We start from the raw sequence: 19,043 nt of genomic DNA on the forward strand, positions 1-19,043 counted from the left end.
GTGGTGATCAGGCGAAGACGTAGCGCGAGCGCAAGTGTTTGGACACGAAGCTACCCGGTTGTAGTTCGAGTCTGCCCCAATCGACCCGCGCGGCAACGGCTTCCGGTAGTGCGGAACGCAGCTCTGAGGCAGCGTCGGCGGGGCGGCTCAGTACGTGCCGGAAGTAGGCGTCGTGCCCATCCAGACCTCTGGCTCCGTCGCGGGGTCTCAGCGGCGGCTGGCTCGGCGGTAGCCGATGACGGCGGGTACGGCGAAGACGATGATCGCGCCGATCGACCAGAGGAAGGTCAGGGTGAGGGGGCGGGCGAGGGGGCCGCCGAGGGACAGGGCCTTCATGCTGTCCACGGCGGCCGACATGGGCTGGTTGCGTACCACGGGCTGGATCCACTGGGGGAAGGCGATCAGCGGGACGAAGCCGGTGCTGAAGAACATCAGCAGCGAGGTGAGGATCGTAATGCTCTCCACCAGCGTCGCTTTCGCGGTGAACACCGCGATGGCGGTGACCATGGTGGCGAACGCCAACCCGAAGAGCACCGGAATGAACACGAACAGCAGCGCGGGCACGAACCCCTGTTGGAAGCGGAAACCCAGCAGATGACCGACGACGATCACCACGAGCGTGCCGAGCAGGATCCGGCAGCCCTCGGCGAGGATGCGGGAGATCAGCCCCGAGGAGCGGTGCACCGGCAGCACCCAGAAGCGAGCCAGCAGGCCAGCGTCCCGCTCCCTGCCGAGCATCACCCCGCTCGCCACCGCGCCGCTCAGCGCGCCGACGACGGCCACCATCGGCACCGACCCGTAGAGCGCGTCGGTGCCGGAGAACTTCTGGATCTGCCCACCGATGACGATGTCGAGCATCAGCAGCAGCAGGCACGGGATGATCAGGGTCTCCAGCAACGCCACCGGATTGCGCGACCAGCGCAGCAGCAGGCGTTGGGTCTGAATCGCGGTGTGCCGCAGCAGCGAGAACGGCGAGGTCTCGCCGTGCGTGAGCGTCCCGCGTTCCGTTGTCAGTACCATCACGCCCTCCTCTTGCTCAGCCGGAGCGCGAGCGGCAGGCAGATGACGAATATCGCCCCCGCCCAGAACAGCGGCGGACCCATCAGCGCCCAGCTCACCTCGCCCGCGTTGCCTGTCGTGTCCCCCGCGAGCGCGCGCAGCCCGACGACGAACTGCGAGACGGGCTGGTTGCGCACGAAAGGCTGGATCCACTCGGGGAATTGAGACGCCGGAGCCAACCCGGTGGACAGCATGCCGAGAATCAACGGCGGCAGCACCAGCGCCTGCGTCGTCGCCTCCGGACTCTTGGCCGCCGTTCCGATGACATCGGCGCCCAGCGTGAACGCGACGCCGATGAGCAGCGAGAAGGCCAGGAACCCGAGCGTGTGCCAGGTATCGAGCCGGAAGCGGAAGCCGATCACGTGCCCGCACACCAGCCCCGCCGATATCGCGATGAACAGCCGGAACATGTTGCCGGACATCCGCGCCGCGACCGGGACCAACGGACCGATGGGCATCGAGCCGAAGCGGCGGTCGAGCCCGGAGACGGCGTCGCTTGCCGAACGGAAGGCCGCGCCGATGGCGGTGAACGCGCAGGCTTGCAGGATGACGAGAGGCATCATGTACTGCGCGTAGCTGCTGAAGCCGGTGCCGATGACGGTCATCACCGTCTTGAGCGGAATGTAGAAGCTGGCCGTGAAGGCGGCGGGCGCGACGATGGAGCTGAGCACCTCGCCGGTCTTGACCGCGGGCGTCACCAGTCGCGTGGTGAGCACCCACCACTGCTGCGCGCGGACCGGGGTGGCGCGCGTGTCGGTCAGCCAGGCCCCGGCGGTCATGCGACTTCTCCGGCTTCCGCGACGGCGAGATGCCCGGTGAGCTGGAGGAACACGTCGTCCAGCGAGGGACGGCGCAGGGCGATGTCGACCAGTTCCAGACCGGACGAGTCCAGCCGCCGCAGCGCCTCGGCGAGCGTCTTGGCTCCTTCGGGGGCGGGGATCGCGATGCGGTCGGACTCGGGGGTGAGCGCGGCCCGGTTCTCCTCGGGCAGCAGCGAGCCGAGCGCGGTGGCGATGGCGGGCAGATCCTCCAACCGCAGCGGAACCACCTCGCAGTAGCTGCCGCCGGTGCGCGACTTCAGTTCGTCGGCGGTGCCGTCGGCGATGACCACGCCGTGATCGATGACGATGATCCGGTCGCACAGCGCGTCGGCCTCTTCCAGGTACTGCGTGGTGAGCAGCGTGGTGATGCCGTGCTTGCGGAAGCTCGACACCAGATCCCACACGCCCTGTCGGCTGCGCGGATCGAGCCCGGTGGTGGGCTCGTCGAGGAACACCACGTCGGGCCGGACGACGAGCCCGCACGCGATATCGATGCGCCTGCGCATACCGCCGGAGTAGGTGCCCACCCGCCTGCCCGCGGCCTCGACCAGGTCGAACTCGGCGAGCAGTTCGTCGGCGCGTGCACGCGCGGCCCCCTTGCGCAGGCCCATGAGCCTGCCGAACATGACCAGGTTCTCGTAGCCGCTGAGCATGTCGTCCAGCGCCGCGAACTGGCCGGTCAGCATGATCGAGCGGCGCACCGCCGCGGGGTCGGCGACCACGTCGTACCCGGCGACTTGGGCGCGGCCGCGATCCGGCGCGATGAGCGTGGACAGGATATTGACCGTGGTGGTCTTGCCCGCGCCGTTCGGGCCGAGGATGCCGAGCACCTCGCCCTGCGCGGCCGTGAAGTCGACGCCGCGCAGGGCGTGTACCTCACCGAAGGACTTCTCCACGCCCTCCACCACAACTCCGCTGTCGTTCACTGCATGCCTCCAAGATGCTCGTCGAGCACACGCGCGATGACGGGAAGCACGTGTGGTGCGGTCAGTTCGTCGTGGGTGACCTCGACGTCGTGGTTGGTGATCACGCCGGTGATGTACGGACGCCAGCCCTCAGGGCCGAAGATGTCCGAAGTGTCCACGGTGGCACTGAAATACAGGGCGTCGCCGTGATAGACGGGACGCTGATAGCCGGTCCTGGTCCGCGCCGAGGCGTTGTAGGACCCGGCCATCCGCTCCAGAGTGTCGGCGTCCACCAGCGCCACGCCGCCGGTCCGCTCGGCGATCAGCGCGGCCGCCTCCTGTGCCGTGGCGTCGGCGGGCACGTCGTCGATGCCGAACACCGCACCGAAAGTGCTGATGAACGAGCCCGCGGTGAGCGGTTCGATGCTGTCGCCGTCGATGTCGGCGGTGTCGGCGTCGAGCAGGGCGAGCACGCCGACCGGCGCGCCCTCCTGCTCGAGGCGGGTGGCGACGGCGTGCGCGATGAGCCCGCCGAACGACCAGCCGAGCAGGTGATACGGGCCTTCCGGTTGCACGGCGCGAATCTCGCGGACGTAGCGTTCGGCGAATTCCTCGATGCTGCGCATGGACGGTTCGCGACCGCTCAGGTCCGGCGCTTGCAGGCCGTAGATCGGGCGGCCCGGCGCGAGCGCCTCCGCGAAACCCAGGTAGGTCCATGCCATTCCGGACGACGGGTGGATGCAGAACAGCGCGGGTTCGTCGCCGCCGAGCCGGATCGGCAGCAGCACGTCGAGCCCGAGCGCGGCGCCCGGCGCGGGCGGCGCGGCAGCGACCGCGAGTTCGGCCATCGCCCGCTCCTCCTCCGCGCCAGCGGCGCGCGCTTCCGGCGTGACGGCGAATTCGGCCGCGACACCGAGCATTTCGATCCAGAGGCGCGAGAGCTCGGCCACCTCGGTGCGGTCCAGCAGCGTGGCGGGGAAGCCGAAGGTGGCGCGCAGCCGGTCGCCGAGAACCACGGCGTTCACGTCGATCTCGGCTTGCAGCGGCACGTTCGGGTATTCGGTCGCGGGCAGGTCGCCGAGTTCGTCGGTGGGCAGCCAGCCGAGTCCCTCCAGGCCAGGCGGGATCTCGCCGGTCGCGTAGCGGCCCAGGTAGTTGAACGCGACCCGGCCCGGGAGACGACGCGGAAGCTGTTCGGCCGTCTCGTGATTCAGGTAGCGCAGCAGGCCGAACCCGATGCCCTTGTCCGGCACGGCGAGCAGTTGGTGCTTGATCGCGCGGATTCCCTGACCCAGCGCGGGGCCGCCCGCCATGGCCTCGTCGACGTCGACCGTGCCGAGGTCGAGGCGCACCGGATAGACGCTGGTGAACCAGCCGACGGTCCGGGAAAGGTCCGCGCCGGGGATCACTTCCTGCTGACGACCGTGCCCTTCCAGCCGGACCAGGACGCTGCGATCCGCGGTGGCGCGCCACTTGTGCACGGCCAGCGCCAGTGTGGTGAGCAGTGCGTCCTCGACGCCGCCGTGGAACAGCCCCGGCAGCGTGGTCAGCAGCGCCGTGGTGACGTCCTCGGAGACCTCCGCCTCCACCATGCGCAACGTCCCCGCCTGATCGACGGCCGGATCGAGTTCCCGTCCGCCGATCAGCGGATCGGGCCCGTCGATCAGGTCGCGCCAGTAGCCGAGTTCGGCGACTCGCTCGGCCCGGTGCGCCTCCTCGGTGAGCGCGTGCGACCAGCGGCGCATCGACGTCCCGGTCTCGGCGAGCACCGGTGTCGCACCCGTGGAGACCTGTGCCCAGGCGGCCATCAGATCGGGCACCAGAATCCGCCAGGACACGCCGTCCACGACGAGGTGGTGCGCGATCACGATGAGACGACCGGCGCGGCTGCGGTCCCCGGCCTCGCCGACCGGGTCGAGCCAGACGAACTGCAACACCACGCCGCGCGCCGGGTCCAGCCGGTTCATCGCGGTTTCCAGTTCGGTGAGCGCGTATTCGCGCAGGTCGACCGTATCCGCGTCGGCGGCGAACTCGATGCGGCGGATCAGCCCCGCCACGTCGACGCTGCCCGGCTCGGCCACCTCCAGCCGCCAGTCCGGCGCGCGGAACAGCCTGGCGCGCAACATGTCGTGCCGGTCCACCACGGCCGCCACGGTCGCCGTCAGCTGCTCGGGACGGATGCCGACGGGTAGTTCGAGCACCGCGGTCTGCGCGAAACGGTCGAAGTCGCCGCCGCGTTCGATCATGTACCGCACGATCGGCGGCAGCGGCATATCGCCGACGCCACCGCCGGGCAGTTCCTCCAGCACCACCAGTTCGCCCGCGGCGTCGGCCGCGGCGGCCAGTCCGGCCACGGTGCGGTGTTCGAACACTTGCAACGGCGTGATGGTCACCCCGCCCTGCCTGGCCCGGGATACCAGCTGGATGGCCAGGATGCTGTCGCCGCCGAGCGCGAAGAAGGAGTCCTCGACGCCGACCCGCTCGCGACCGAGCAGTTCGGCGAAGACCGCCGCCAGGGTCTCCTCGGTGGGCGTGCGCGGCGCGACGTATTCGGTGCGGTCGTCGGCGAACACCGGTTCCGGCAACGCTTTCCGGTCGAGCTTGCCGACCGCGTTGAGCGGAATCGCGTCCAGCACGACGAAAGCCGAGGGCACCATATACCCGGGCAGTGACTCGGCGGCGTGCGCGCGCAGCGCGTCCACGTCCAGCTCGACGCCGGATTCGTGGACTACGTAGGCGGCCAGCGCGGTACCGCCGGACGGTCCGCGAACACCGAGCGTCACGGCGAAGTCCACGCCGTCGGCGCGACCGAGCACGGCGTCGATCTCGCCGAGTTCGATGCGCTGACCCCGCACCTTGACCTGGAAATCGGTGCGGCCGACATATTCCAGTTCGCCATCGGCGATCCAGCGCACCAGGTCGCCGGTCCGGTACATCCGCTCGCCCTGCGCGCCATACGGATTCGCGACGAAGCGGGTCGCATTCAGGTCCGGTCGGGCGTGGTAGCCGCGCGCCAGCGCGGGCCCGGCGAGGTACAGCTCGCCCGCGACGCCCACCGGCGCCGGCCGCAGTCGCCCGTCGAGCACCAGCACCGACGCGCCGCGGATGGGACCGCCGATGGTGACCGGTGCGCCCACCGCCAACGGACCCGAACCCGTTGCCCAGATGGTGGATTCGGTAGGCCCGTACAGGTTGACCATGGTCCTGCCCTGCGCCCACCGCTCCACCAGTTCCGCGCCGACCGCCTCACCGGCGACGGCCAGCACCCGCAGACTCGACACCCGCGCCGGGTCCACCGTGGCCAGCGCCGACGGGGTGATCACCGCGTGGGTGACGCCCTCGGCCTCGATCAGCTCGGCCAGCGCGTCCCCGCCGAACACCTCCGGCGGCGCGACCACCGAGGCCGCGCCCGCGCCGAAGGCCATGATCGCCTCGAACACCGACGCGTCGAAACTCGGTGAGGCGACCTGCAATACCCGCGCGTGCTCGTCCAGCGCCAGCGACTCGCGCTGTGCCGCGACGAGATCGGCGATGCCGCGGTGCGAGACCGTGACGCCCTTGGGCGTTCCGGTGGAGCCGGAGGTGTAGATCATCCACGCCGGATGGTCCGGCCGGATCGGTGCGCGCGGCTCGTCGGCGCGCAGCGGGGTGTCGTCGGCGCCGCGCCAGCGGGCTGCGAAGGTGGGGTCGTCGAGGACCAGCCACTTGGTTTCCGCGGGCAGCTGCGGCCGGTGCGCGGCGACGGTGAGGCCGAGCACCGCGCCGGAGTCGGTGAGCATGTGCTCGATGCGGTCCACCGGATGCTTCGGGTCGACCGGCAGGAACGCCGCGCCCGCCGCGGCGGCCGCCCACATACCGATCAGCAGCTCCGCGCCCCTGGTCAGTCCGAGCGCCACCACCGTCTCCGGCCCGGCCCCCGCCTCGATCAGCAGACGGGCGAGTTGCGCTGCACGGGAGGTCAATTCGCGGTAGGTCGTCGTCACACCCGCGGCGACCACCGCGTGCCGCTCCGGATACGCGGCCGCCGTCGCGGCGAACACCTCGGGCAACGTGCGCACCCCGGCCGACTCCGGGCCGCTGGCGGGCACCAGTTCGGCGCGTTCCAGCGGCACGAGCAGATCGATGTCGCCGAGGCGCTGTTCCGGGTCGGCCACCACCGCGGCCAGCACCGCGAGCCACCGGCGAGCGAGAGTGTCGACGGTCGGCGCGTCGAACAGATCGGTGGCGTAGGTCAGCGTGGCGTCGATACCGGCCCGCTCGGCGTCGTCGTAGCGCTCGCGCAGGTCGAGGGTCAGGTCGAACTGTGACGCGTCGCGATCCAGATCCTCCACCGCGATGCGCAGTCCGGGCAGCTCGAGCGCGGGCTCGACGAAGTTCTGCAAGGAGAGCGACACCTGGAAGATCGGGTGGTGCGCCGTGGACCTGGCCGGATTCAGCACCTGCACCAGGCGTTCGAACGGCACGTCGGCGTTGGCGAACGCGTCGAGGTCCGAAGAACGCACGGCGGCGAGGAAGTCGCGGAAGGATCGGTCGGGGTCGACCGGCGTGCGCAGCGCGAGGGTGTTCACGAACATGCCGACCATCTCGTCCAGCGCGGCCTCCCCGCGCCCGGCGACCGCGGTGCCGATCACCACGTCGTCGGCGCTGCCGAGGCGAGCGAGCAGCACCGCGAGCGCCGCGTGCACGAGCATGAACATGCTCACCTCGGTGTCCGCGGCCAACTCCGCCATGGCCCGGTGCAGCGGCCGCTCGACCGCGAAGTCCAGGTCCGCGCTGCGCATGGACTGCACCGCGGGCCGCGGCCGGTCGGCGGGCAGCTCGAGCAGATCCGGTGCGCCGGAGAGGGATTCGGTCCAGAAGCGAATCTGCTTGGCGGCCAGCGACTCCGGGTCGGATTCGTCGCCGAGCAGTTCCCGGTGCCACAGCGCGAAATCGGTGTACTGCACCGGCAGCGCGGCCAGGGCCGCTTCCTGGCCCATGGTGGCCGCGGCGTAGGCGGTCATCAGGTCGGTGGCCAGCGGCGCCATCGACGCGCCATCGGCGCTGATGTGGTGCACCACCAGGACGACGACGTGCACCGGCGTCGCCCGGCCGTTGCCTTCGGCCGTGCGCAAACGGAACAGACCGACCCGCAGCGGTCGCTCGGTCACCAGGTCGAAGCCGACACCGGCCAGTTCGATGATCCGATCCCGCAGCGGCGCACCGGGTTCGGTGTCGACCGCGCGCAGTTCCGGCGCGGCGACCTCGGCGTCGAGGACGACTTGGCGCGGGCCCTCCGCGTCGGCCGGATACATGGTGCGCAGGCTTTCGTGCCGGTCTACGACCGCGCGCAGCGCGCGTCGCATGGCCGCCACGTCCAGGTCGCCGGTGAGACGCAGCGCGACCGCGATGTTGTAGGCGGGCGAGGTGGGATCCAGCCGGTTGAGCACCCACATCCGCTGCTGGGCGGGCGAGAGCGGAATCCGGTCCGGCCGGATGCGCGGCGCGAGCGCGAAGCGGGCGCGCTCCCCCGCCGCAGCCGGGACCACCCGCGCCGACAGCTGCGCGACCGTGGGCGCGTCGAACAGGTCGCGCAGCGCGATCGTCGCGCCGAGCGCCGCGTTGACCCTGGCCACCACCTTGGTCGCGCTGAGCGAGTTGCCGCCCAGCTCGAAGAACGAATGGTCGATGCTGACGCGCTCGGTGTCGAGCACCTCAGCGAACACCTCGGCAACGGCCTGCTCGACCGGTGTGCGCGGCGCCAGGTACCTGCGCAGGAACGCCGCGAAATCGGGCACGGGCAGCGCCTTGCGATCCAGCTTGCCGACCGGCGTCAACGGGACCTCGTCCAGCACGACGAGATAGCCGGGCACCATGTAGCCGGGCAACGCGCCCGCGATACGCGAGCGCAACCGTTCGGTGTCGTATTCCTCGGCGGCACCGACAGATTCGCGTCCCGCGTCGCTGAGCACCACGTAGGAGACGAGCACGGTCTCACCGGCCGGGCCCGGCATGCCGACGGTCGCGGCGTATTCCACGTGGTCGTCGGCGGCGAGCACCGCGTCGATCTCGCCGAGTTCGATGCGCAGACCGCGGATCTTGACCTGGAAATCGCTGCGGCCCAGGTACTCCAGCTCCAGCACCGGTCCGCCCGGGCGGTCGGATTCGACCCAGCGCACCATGTCGCCGGTGCGGTACATCCGCTCGCCGCGCGCGCCGTACGGGTTCGCCACGAAACGAGCCGCCGTCATCCCGAAGCGGTTGAAGTAGCCGCGCGCGATCCCGGGACCCGCCAAGTACAGCTCGCCCTCGACCCCGACCGGAACCGGGCGCAACCAGGTGTCGAGCACCATGACCGCGGCGCCGCGGATCGGGCCGCCCATGGTGACCGGCTCGCCGGGCTCCAACTCGCCGGGACCCGTCGCCCAGATGCTGAATTCCGTTGGGCCGTAGAGGTTCAGCATGCGCCTGCCGACCGCCCACTGCGCGGTCAGCTCCGGCCCGGCGGCTTCGCCCGCGACCGAGAGGACGCGCAGGTCGGTGAGACCGGCCGGGTCCATCGTGGCCAGCACCGATGGCGTGATCACCGCGTGGGTGACCCGCTCGGCGCGCAGCAGGCGCTCGAGCTCCTCGCCGCCGTACACCTCCGGCGGAGAGAGCACCAGTTGTCCGCCGACCGTGTGCGCGGCGAGCAGCTCGAAGACCGACGCGTCGAAGCTCGGCGAGGCGACCTGCAAGGCCTTTACCGTGTGGTCCAGGTCCATCGATTCGCGTTGCGCCGTCGTCAGATTCGCGACACCGCGATGGCTGAGCAGTACCGCCTTCGGCTTGCCGGTGGAGCCGGAGGTGTAGATCAGGTAGGCGGTCTGGTCCATCCGGATCGCGCCGCCGCGCTCCTCGTCGGTGATCGGTCCGTCCGGTACCGTCAGCGCCCTGCGCATGGTGTTCAGGTCGTCGAGCAGCAGCCAGTCGATCGTGCTCGGCAGGGTCTCGCCGGTGGCGCGCACCGTCACGCCGATGGGCGCCTTGGAATCGGTGAGGATGTGCTCGATCCGCTCCACCGGGTAGTTCGGATCCAGCGGCAGGAACGCCGCGCCCGTCTTGACCAGCGCCCACACCGCGACCACGGACTCCACCGAGCGGGTCAGCGCGAGCACGACGAAGACCTCGGCGCCGATGCCGCGGCGCAGCAGCACCCTGGCGAACCGGTTCGACCACGCGTCGAGTTCGCGGTAGGTCATGGTGTCGCCGTTCGCGCTGACCGCGAGGGCATCGGGGTTCACCGCTGCGCCCGCGGCGAGGATCTCGGGCAGGGTGCGCTGCGGCACCGAATCGGGACCGTGCACCGGCAGCAGGGCGGCGCGCTCGACGGCGTCGCAGTGCTGCAACCGCGCGACACCGATCTCCGGGTGCTCGGCGATCTGCTCGAGCAGCATGACGAACCGGTCGAGCAACCTGCGCGCGGCGGACTCAGCCAGCTGGTCGGCCATGTACTTGACCGTGACCCGCAGCTTGTCGCCCGGCTCGCCGGGCATCCCGTGCAGCGGAATCACCATGAGGTTCAACGGGTACGGCGTCGCGTCGGTCCCCGCGATGTCGAGGATCCGCATGCCCGCGATGTCCAGCGACTGCGACAGCGCCTCGCGATCGATCGGATACGACTCGAAAACAGTGAGGGTGTCGAACAATTCGGCGAGACCGACAGCCTGGTGGATGGCGGCGAGTCCGACGTGCTGGTGGTCCAGCAGCCGGGCCTGCTCGGTCTGCACGCGGGCCAGCAGATCCGCCACCCGCTCCGCCGGATCGAGCCGCACCCGCACCGGCAGGGTGTTGATGAACAGGCCGACCATGTCCTCGACTCCGGCCAGCTGCGGCGGCCTGCCGGACACCGTGCCACCGAACACCACGTCGGTGCGTCCGGTCAGCATGGCGAGCAGCAGCGCCCACGCCGCCTGGACGGCCGTGTTGACGGTCGCGCCCGCGGCGCGGGTCGTCGCCTCCAGCCGCGAGACGGTCTCGGCGGGCAGGTCGAAGGACACCATGCCGGATTCGGTGGACTGAATGCCCGCCAGCGTCGGGACCGCGCGAGTCGGCGCGTCGATTCCGGCCAGCGCCTCACGCCACGCGGCCAGGGACGCGGAACTCGCGGGACCGGTGAGCATTTCGGCGGCACGTTCGAGATCGGTCACCTGCGACTCGGCCGTCGCAGGGGGTTCCGCCGCGGCAGCGGGCGGTTCACCAGCCCCGCTGGGTTCCGCTGCGACAGGGCCGCGTTCGTCGGCGGCGGGGCGGAGTTCAGCTGTGGCCGGGATGCGCTCGGCCGCTTCCTGTTCGGCGAGCCAGGCGAGGAACGAGCGATAGGACGGGGCTGGGGGCAGCACGTCCGCGGCGCTCGCGCCCGCGCCCGAGGCGATGTAGACGGTCAGCAGCTCGCGGACCAGCAGCGGCGTCGACCAACCGTCCAGCACCAGGTGGTGATTGGTCATCAGCAGGGTGTAGGTGTCGTCGGCGGTGCGGATGAGCTGGAAGCGCAGTAGTGGCGGGCGGGTGAGATCGAAGCGGGTGTTCGCGTCGAGGGCCAGGATCCGGTCGAGTTCCCTTGTGCGCTGGCCGTCTTCGGCGAGGTGCGTGAGATCCGCTTCGTGCCAGCGCACTTCGGCGTCGGCGAGCACCAGCTGGCGTGGACCGTCCGGCGTCTCGACGAACGCGACCCGCAGGTTCTCGTGCCGGTCGACGAGCACCTGCGCCGCGGCGCGCAACCGCGCGGCGTCGACCCGGCCCGCCAGGGTGAGCCTGGTCTGCACGGTATAGCCGTCGGCGGTGTCGGTGTCGTACCAGGCGTGGAAGAGCAGGCCGTATTGCAGCGGCGACAGCGGCCACACGTCGGCCAGGTTCGGGTAGGTGCGCTCCCAGCCCTCGATCTGCTGCTGAGTCACCGTGGCGAGCGGGAAGTCCGACGGGGTGTGGCCGCCCGCACCGGTCGTCCGCGCGTGGTCGGCGAGCGCGGTGAGCGCGGTGGTCCAGTGCTCGGCGAACGCGCGGACGTCGTCCTCGGCGAGCAGTTCGGTGGCGTAGGCCCAGGTGACCTCCAGGCCCGCGGCGCCCATGATGGCGTTGACGTCCACGACGGCGGGCAGCGGCGCGCGGTCGTCCTGCGTCGCGGCGAATCGCCTCGGCAACCACGGCCCTTCGGGTCCGCCCGCGGCGCGACCGAGGTAGTTGAAGCTGATCTGTGGGGTGGGCGCGGCGGCCAGTTCGCCCGCGGTCCGCGGATTCAGGTACCGCAGCATGCCGTATCCGACGCCGCGGTCGGGAATCGCGCGCAACTGCTCCTTGGCCGCCTTGATCGCGAGACCGGCCGCGGGTCCGCCCGCGAACGCGTCGTCCATGTCGATGCCCGCGAGATCGATCGCGACCGGATAAACGCTGGTGAACCAGCCCACCGTGCGCGCGAGATCCGCGCCGGGCAGCACCGATTCCTCGCGCCCGTGCCCCTCGAGGGTGAACAGCGCACCGGACCTGGTCCGCCACCGCGCGACCGCCATGGTGAGCGCGGCGAGGAGCACATCGTCGGCGCCGCAGTGGAACAGCGCGGGCACCGTGTCCAGCACTGCGGTCGCGGTCTCCACCGGCACGGTGGTCCGCACCTCGGCCGCGGTGGCCACGGTGTCCACCCCCGGGTCCGCCGCTCGCGCACCGAGTGGGGCGTCCGGCGTGGCGAGCACGCGCCGCCACACGGGGAGTTCGGTCGCGCGCGCCGCCGCCTGCTCGACGTTCGCGTGCGCCCAGCGGCGGTACGAGGTACCGACGGGCTCCAGCTCGCCGCCGGAGAAGGCGGTGGCCAAGTCGGGCAACAGAACTCGCCAGGAGACGCCATCGGTGACCAAGTGGTGGAGAACCAACCAGAGCCGGGTGCCCTCGGCGATGCCATGGCCGTCGGCGACGTCGACACCGTCGGTGGCGTGCGCATCGGCGCCGCGGCCCTCCCTGCCAACGTCTACACCATCGGCGATATCGACACCATCGGTGCCGCGCACATCGGCGCCACGGCCCGCATCAGCGATGCCACGGCCACCATCGGCGGCGTCATCGGCAAGGCCGATGCCATCGGCGGCACGCGCATCAGCGCCACGACCCGCACCGGCGATGCCACGGCCACCATCGGCGGCGTCTACACCATCGGCGCCCCGCGCATCAGCGCCACGGCCCGCACCGGCGATGCCGCGGCCGCCTGTTGCCTCATCGGCAAAGCCGACACCCTCGGCGGCGCGAGCATCCATTCCACCGCCCGCACCGGCGATTCCGACCTCTTCGGCGGCCCGCGCGTCGACACCACCCTCGGCAGCGGCCACATCGACGACAGTCCCCCCGGCGAACTCCGCCGCACCACCGATGACGCCGGGAATGACGACGCCCACTCCATCGGTGGTGCCGGTGCCTGGAGCATCGACGACCGATTCACCGGCGGCCGAATTCGGTTCCACCAGAATGAACCGGGCGACCACCCCTGCCGCCGGATCGAGCCGATCGGCGGCGCGCTGCAAGGCATACTCGCAACTCACCTCGAGGTCGTCACCCGCGACCACCGAATCGATGCGTTCGGCCGCGCGCACCGAACCCGGCTCCGCGACAACCCATTCCCAGCCGTCCTCGCCCTTACGCAACGTGCTGCGCAGCACGTCGTGGTGGTCGATGAGCGTCTGCACCGCGGCGGTCAGCCGCGCGCGGTCGCCGTCCGGCGGCAGCGCGATCAGGACGGCCTGACTGTAGCGGTCCCAGGTCTCGCCCTGATCGAGCATCGCGTGCACGATCGGGGTGATCTCGACGGAACCGACACCGCCACCGGGCAGTTCGAGCACCGCGGTGTCGGCGGCATCGGTGGCGACGGCGGCCAGCGCGGCGACCGTCTTGCGCTCGAACACGTCGCGCGCGCTGAACCGCAGACCGGCCGAGCGGGCGCGGGAGACCAGCTGGATGGAGATGATGCTGTCGCCGCCGAGCGCGAAGAAGTTCTCGTCGACGCCGACCGCGTCCAGGCCGAGCACCTCCGCGAAGAGCCCCGCGATCGTTTCCTCGCGGGGCGTGGACGGTGGGCGTCGCACGACGGTGCGCATACCGAAATCCGGTGCGGGCAAAGCTCTGCGGTCGACTTTGCCCACCGGCGTCAACGGGACACTGTCCAGCACCATGATCACCGTCGGCACCATGTAGGCCGGAAGACTTTCGCCGACAGCCGCTTTCAGCGCCTCCGGCTGCACCTCGACACCCGGCGCGCCGAGCACGTAGGACACCAGGGCGGTGGCGCCGCTCGGGGTGGTCGCGCCGATGGTGAGGGCGAACTCGACCTCCGGCTGCCGCTCCAGCGCGGCGTCCACCTCGCCGAGCTCGATGCGATAGCCGCGCACCTTCACCTGGAAATCCCCGCGGCCCGCGTAATCCAGCTCCAGCCTGCCCTCGCGCCGCCGCCACCGAACCAGGTCACCGGTGCGGTACATGCGACCACCGGGCTCGTACGGGTTCGCCACGAACCGGCTGGCAGTCAGCCCGGTGCGCTGGTGGTAGCCGCGCGCGACGGCGGGCCCGCCCAGGTACAGCTCGCCGACCACACCGGGCGCGACCGGTCGCAGCCACGGATCGAGCACCAGGCCGACCACGCCACGAGCCAGGCTGCCGATGCTGACCGGACCGTGCGGCGCCAGCGGCGCGCTGACGGTGACGGTGATCGTGGTCTCGGTGGGGCCGTACCCATTGAGTAGCGTGCGGCCCGCCCATCTCGCCACCAGCTCCGGCGGGCACGCGTCTCCGCCGACCACCACGGTGCGCAGGTCGGGCAAGGTTTCCGGGTCCAGCGAGCCGACCACGGCGGGTGTCACGTTCAGATGCGTGACCCGGTGCGCCCGCAGCACTTCGGCCAAGTCCTCGCCCGCGTAGGCGGCGGGCGGAACGACGACGATCGACGCGCCCACCGCGAACGCGACGAGCAGCTCCTCGACCGAAATGTCGAAGCTCGGCGAGACCGCGTGCGCCACCACGGCATTCGCGTCCACGCCGAACGACGCGCCGGACCCGGCGACCAGGTTCGCCAAGCCACGATGGGTCACGGTGACGCCCTTGGGCATGCCCGTCGAACCGGAGGTGTAGATGAGGTAGGCGGGCTGGTCGAGGTGGATCGCGGTGGTCCGCTCGGCATCCGTGATCGGGGCCGAATCCTGGTGCGCCAAAACCGCTTCGGTGTCGGAGTCGTCGAGCGTCAGCCAGGTGATGCGGTCGGGCAGCGCCGAACGCGCGCCCGTTACGGTGAGCCCGGCGACGACGCCACTGTCCGCGACCATGTGCTCGATGCGGTCGGCGGGATACCCGGGATCGATCGGCACGAACGCGGCGCCGGTGCGCGCGACCGCCCAGACCGCAAGCACCGACTCGACGGAGCGTGGAATGGCCACGGCCACCGCGCTTTCCGGTCCGGCGCCCGCCGCGATGAGCAGCCGCGCGAGTCGGTTGGCGTAGGACTCGACCGCGCGATAGGTCAGCGACGTGCCGTCGGCGCGGATGGCGACCGCGTCCGGATCGACGGCCGCGCCGTCCGCCAGAATCTCGGCCAGCGTGCGCGGCGGCACCGACGCGGGTCCGCGGGCGGGCTCGAGCTCGGCACGTTCCTCGGGCGAGAGGACCGGCACCGCGTGCAGCGGCGCGTCCGGTCCCGCGGCAAGGAAGCGGTGCAGGAAGTCCAGAAATCTCCGGTGCTGCGCGGCGAGTTCTTCGTCGTCGTACAGGTTGGGATTGGCCTGGAAATCGATGTGGGTGTTCTCCGCGCCCATGCCCGGATACAGGTTCAGGAACAGGTCTTCGATCAGTCCCGAGGTCAGCACGTGCATCCGGCCGGTGACCTCGCCCAGCTGAATCCTGGTGTCCACCATCATCAGATTGACGGTCGGGCCGAACGAGGCCGCCTCGTCCAGCGACCAGCCGAGGTCGCGGACGATGTCCTCCTGGCGGTACCGCTGCCTGCGCAGCGCCGAGGTCAGTTCGCCCTGCGCGGACCTGATCAGTCCACCGACGGAGCTCTCGGCGCCGAGGGGCAGTCGCAGCGGCACGACGTTGGCGATCATGCCGCCGGAGCGCCGTAGCGCGGCGGTGGTGCGACCGGAGACGGGCAGGCTCAGTATCACTTCGGGCGCACCGGTCATCGCGCCGATATAGGCGCCGAACGCGGCCACCACCACGGGCGCGATGCTGGAGGACACCGACTTGGCCACCGCGTCCAGCAGTTCGGCGGTGGCAGGCGGCAATTCACCGGCCACCAGGGCGGGATGCGCATCCACCTCGGCCGCCCGGCCCGCCACGCTGACGGGCTCGGACATGCCCGCGAGATGGTCGCGCCAGTACTGCGCGTCGGCCTGGAAGCGCTCGGAATCCCGGTAGGCGACATCCGCGTCCACGATGGTGCGCAGGTCGGCGGCCTTGTTCGGCGGCGCCTCGCGGCCCGCGAGCTCGGCGTTGTACAGCTCGGCGGTGCGCTGCACGAGGCTCATCGCGCCGAAGCCGTCCAGCAGGATGTGGTGGATGCGCTGGTACCAGTACCAGTGCTGGTCGCCCAGTCGCAGCATGGCGTACTTGCCGAGCCGGTCGCGCAGCAGATTCAGCGGCGCGGTGTACTCCGCGCGCATCCAGGCGTGCGCGGCGGCCACCGGATCGGGCTCGTCGCGCAGATCGACCACCAGCGTCTCGTCCTCGAGCGAGGTATCGATGACCTGGTAGGGAAATCCGTCCACCTCGATCAACCGAAGGTAGCCGCTGCCGAACTCGTCGACGGCTCGGCGCGCCACGTCGGCTAGTAGATCCAAATCCAGCGGCCCGTGGAATTCCACGTACTGCGCGATCGAGATCGGGGTGTCACCCGCGAAGTGCTGGGCGAACCAGATGCCGCGCTGCGCCGCGGAAAGCGGAAAGGCGCCTGCGGGCAGCCGGTCGGCCGCGGCCACTGGAGTGAGAGACGGCTGTGGCATACAAGGTCCCTGCTGGGCTCAGGAAAAGACGGAAGAGAACATGTCGAGAGCGCGCGGTGCCCGTGCGGGGTGAGCGCGCTGTCGCCCGCGACGGGCTTCGACTCGTGTGGGAACGAGCCTTCCCGCGGATGAGTCGACCAGCGTGCGCATAGGAGTACTTCCCCTGGAGAGTCTAGCTCCGCACGCTGGTCGACAACTCGAAATCCGCATGTCAGGAAGGAGTTCCCGAAGCGGGACGTCGGCGCGTCGTCAGGACGCGCGCCGCATGGGCTCGCGCTCGGCGTCGGTGATCGGCGCGTCCGAGCCGGTGAGGTAGCGCACCAGCATCGCGCGGTCGTCGAGCAGCAGCCAGCCGATGGCGTCGGTCAGTTCGCCGCGCCGCGAGTGGGTGGTGACACCGAGCACGGCCGACTCGACCTCCACCGAACCGGACGTCGCGAGCACCGGGGTCGCGCCGGACTTGGCGATGGCCCACCGGGTGACGGCCGACTCGATGGTCGGCTCCACCGCCATGGCGACCGTGGTGCCCGGTCCGGCCCCCTCGCCGAGCAGCACCCTGGCGAGCCGATTCGACCATGAGTCCAGTTCGCCGTAGGTGAGGTCGCCGTCGGGGGTGGACACCGCGATGGCGGCCGGGTCGAAGCGGGTGACCGACGCGAGCGCGCCCGTCCGGGTCGGAACGGCAGGTGCGATGGTTTCGGTCGGCATTGCGGTGCTCCTCGGGATTCGGGCGGCGTTTCTTTCTGACTACTAATCTCGCCGTCCGGGGCCTTCCTCGACAGGAACCCCAGTGCTGCCTCCCCACCTCCGAGGGTGAACGATTCCCCACCCAAGGGGGAACACGCGAACCGCCGGTCGCGAACGGTTTTCGCGACCGGCGGTCGTGCGGTCCGCCGTCAGGCGGGGACCGGCTCCGACTGGACCTGCGCGGCCCAGTCGATGCGGTAGCGCTGCTCGGCGCCCATGGTCTTCTCGGGGTTCATCACCGTCTTCACCATCAGCGGCATGAGCAGATTCATCATCTTGCGACCCACCGGACCAGGCGTCTTGCTGCGGTTGATCTTCGCGGCGCGCGCCGCGACACCCTCCACCCGGCCGCGGCGCAGCCGCTCATAGGCCGCGAAGGCCGCCTCCGGCTCCGGCAGATCCCGCAGGCACCTGGCCAGCTGCACCGCGCTCTCGATGGCCAGCGAGGCGCCCTGCCCGGAGCTGTTGGACGGCGCGTGCACCGCGTCGCCGACCAGGACCATGCGGCCGCGGTACCAGTGCGGCACCGGCGGCATGATGTGCAGGCCGCCGGTGACCTCCAGCTGGTCCTCGGTGGTGCTCCGGGCCAGTTCGCCGCCGGGAGAGTCCGCGCCGTAGGTCTCGCGCAGGATCGACAACCAGTGCGACGCCGGGACGGCGCGGGCCTCGGTGAGCGTCAGGTACTGCTTGTGCGGCAGGTTGGCGCCCCAGAAGACCCGTCCGTCACCGGTCGACCAGTACAGGTAGTACGCCTTCTGGCCGAAGGCGAAAACCATGGTTTCGGCGGGTATTTCGGCATCGCACTCGGTGGCCGCGCCGAAACCGAGCATGCCGGTGAACTGGGGGCCCGGCGCGTTCGGGTCGATCAGGCCGCGCACGGTCGACCGGATGCCGTCGGCGCCGATCAGCACGTCCGCGGTCGCGGTGCTGCCGTCGGCGAAGCGCGCGGTGACGCCGTCGGCGTGCTCCTCCACGCCGACCAGACGCTTGTCGAACTCGACGGGGACGCCCGCGGCCACCGCGTGATCGTGCAGCGTCTGGTGCAGTTCGGCGCGATCCACCAATTGCAGCGGCGGTTCGCCGCGCAGGGTGGGCACGTGGTGCCGGGTGCGGCCGACCGAAAGCATCATCTTGGACACCGGCTGCGCGATGCCGCGCACCGGATCGCCCGCGCCGATGACATCGAGCGCCGCCACGCCGTTCGGTGCGAGCGCGAGCCCGCTGCCGATGCCGTAGGACGGGCCGGGGTAGGCCTCGTAGACGCGGGCGTCGATGCCCGCCTTCAGCAGGGCGGTGGCCGCGACGGGCCCGGCGATGCCGCCGCCGACGACGAGTGCGGAACGGATTCTGGACATGAGGTATCTCCGAATGTGAGTCGGTTGGTTTCCTCGAACCGATCCGCGTACCGCGCACCCAGCTATCCTGTGGTTGCCAGCCTCGTGGCCGGGTGCGCTCCGTGCGGGCACGGTTCGAGACGGTTTCATCGGGCTCGGCGGTGGTGTTGCCGCACCTCCGCCGGGTCCGGT

The 19,043-nt window shown here is 70.8% G+C and carries 7 protein-coding genes; all 7 read right to left on the reverse strand.

The annotated features are described in order from the left end of the window. Positions 1-7: 7 nt before the first annotated feature. Positions 8-280: an Rpn family recombination-promoting nuclease/putative transposase gene (locus T333_RS18880; protein WP_355001167.1), complete on the reverse strand. Its 273-nt coding sequence runs from the start codon at positions 278-280 to the stop codon at positions 8-10. After that, a complete protein-coding gene (locus T333_RS18885; protein ID WP_355001079.1) occupies positions 208-1,020 on the reverse strand; it encodes an ABC transporter permease in 813 nt (270 codons plus the stop codon). Before T333_RS18885 ends, T333_RS18880 begins: the two co-directional genes overlap by 73 nt. Further along, positions 1,020-1,838 (reverse strand): ABC transporter permease, encoded by an 819-nt coding sequence (locus T333_RS18890; protein WP_357252519.1) that lies wholly within the window; start codon positions 1,836-1,838, stop codon positions 1,020-1,022. Before T333_RS18890 ends, T333_RS18885 begins: the two co-directional genes overlap by 1 nt. Further along, positions 1,835-2,806: an ATP-binding cassette domain-containing protein gene (locus T333_RS18895; RefSeq protein WP_496425264.1), complete on the reverse strand. Its 972-nt coding sequence runs from the start codon at positions 2,804-2,806 to the stop codon at positions 1,835-1,837. The genes T333_RS18890 and T333_RS18895 overlap by 4 nt, the downstream gene beginning before the upstream one ends. After that, a complete protein-coding gene (locus T333_RS18900) occupies positions 2,803-16,770 on the reverse strand; it encodes an amino acid adenylation domain-containing protein (RefSeq protein WP_496425265.1) in 13,968 nt (4,655 codons plus the stop codon). Before T333_RS18900 ends, T333_RS18895 begins: the two co-directional genes overlap by 4 nt. A gap of 249 nt (positions 16,771-17,019) precedes the next feature. Continuing rightward, on the reverse strand, positions 17,020-17,478 hold the full coding sequence (locus T333_RS18905; protein ID WP_355001083.1) for an AMP-binding protein: 459 nt from the start codon (positions 17,476-17,478) through the stop codon (positions 17,020-17,022). Positions 17,479-17,666: 188 nt separating this feature from the next. After that, complete coding sequence (locus tag T333_RS18910) at positions 17,667-18,872, reverse strand: FAD-dependent oxidoreductase (protein WP_496425266.1); 1,206 nt, start codon at positions 18,870-18,872, stop codon at positions 17,667-17,669. Positions 18,873-19,043: the final 171 nt, after the last annotated feature.

It is taken from the genome of Nocardia sp. CNS-044 (genome assembly GCF_059570515.1).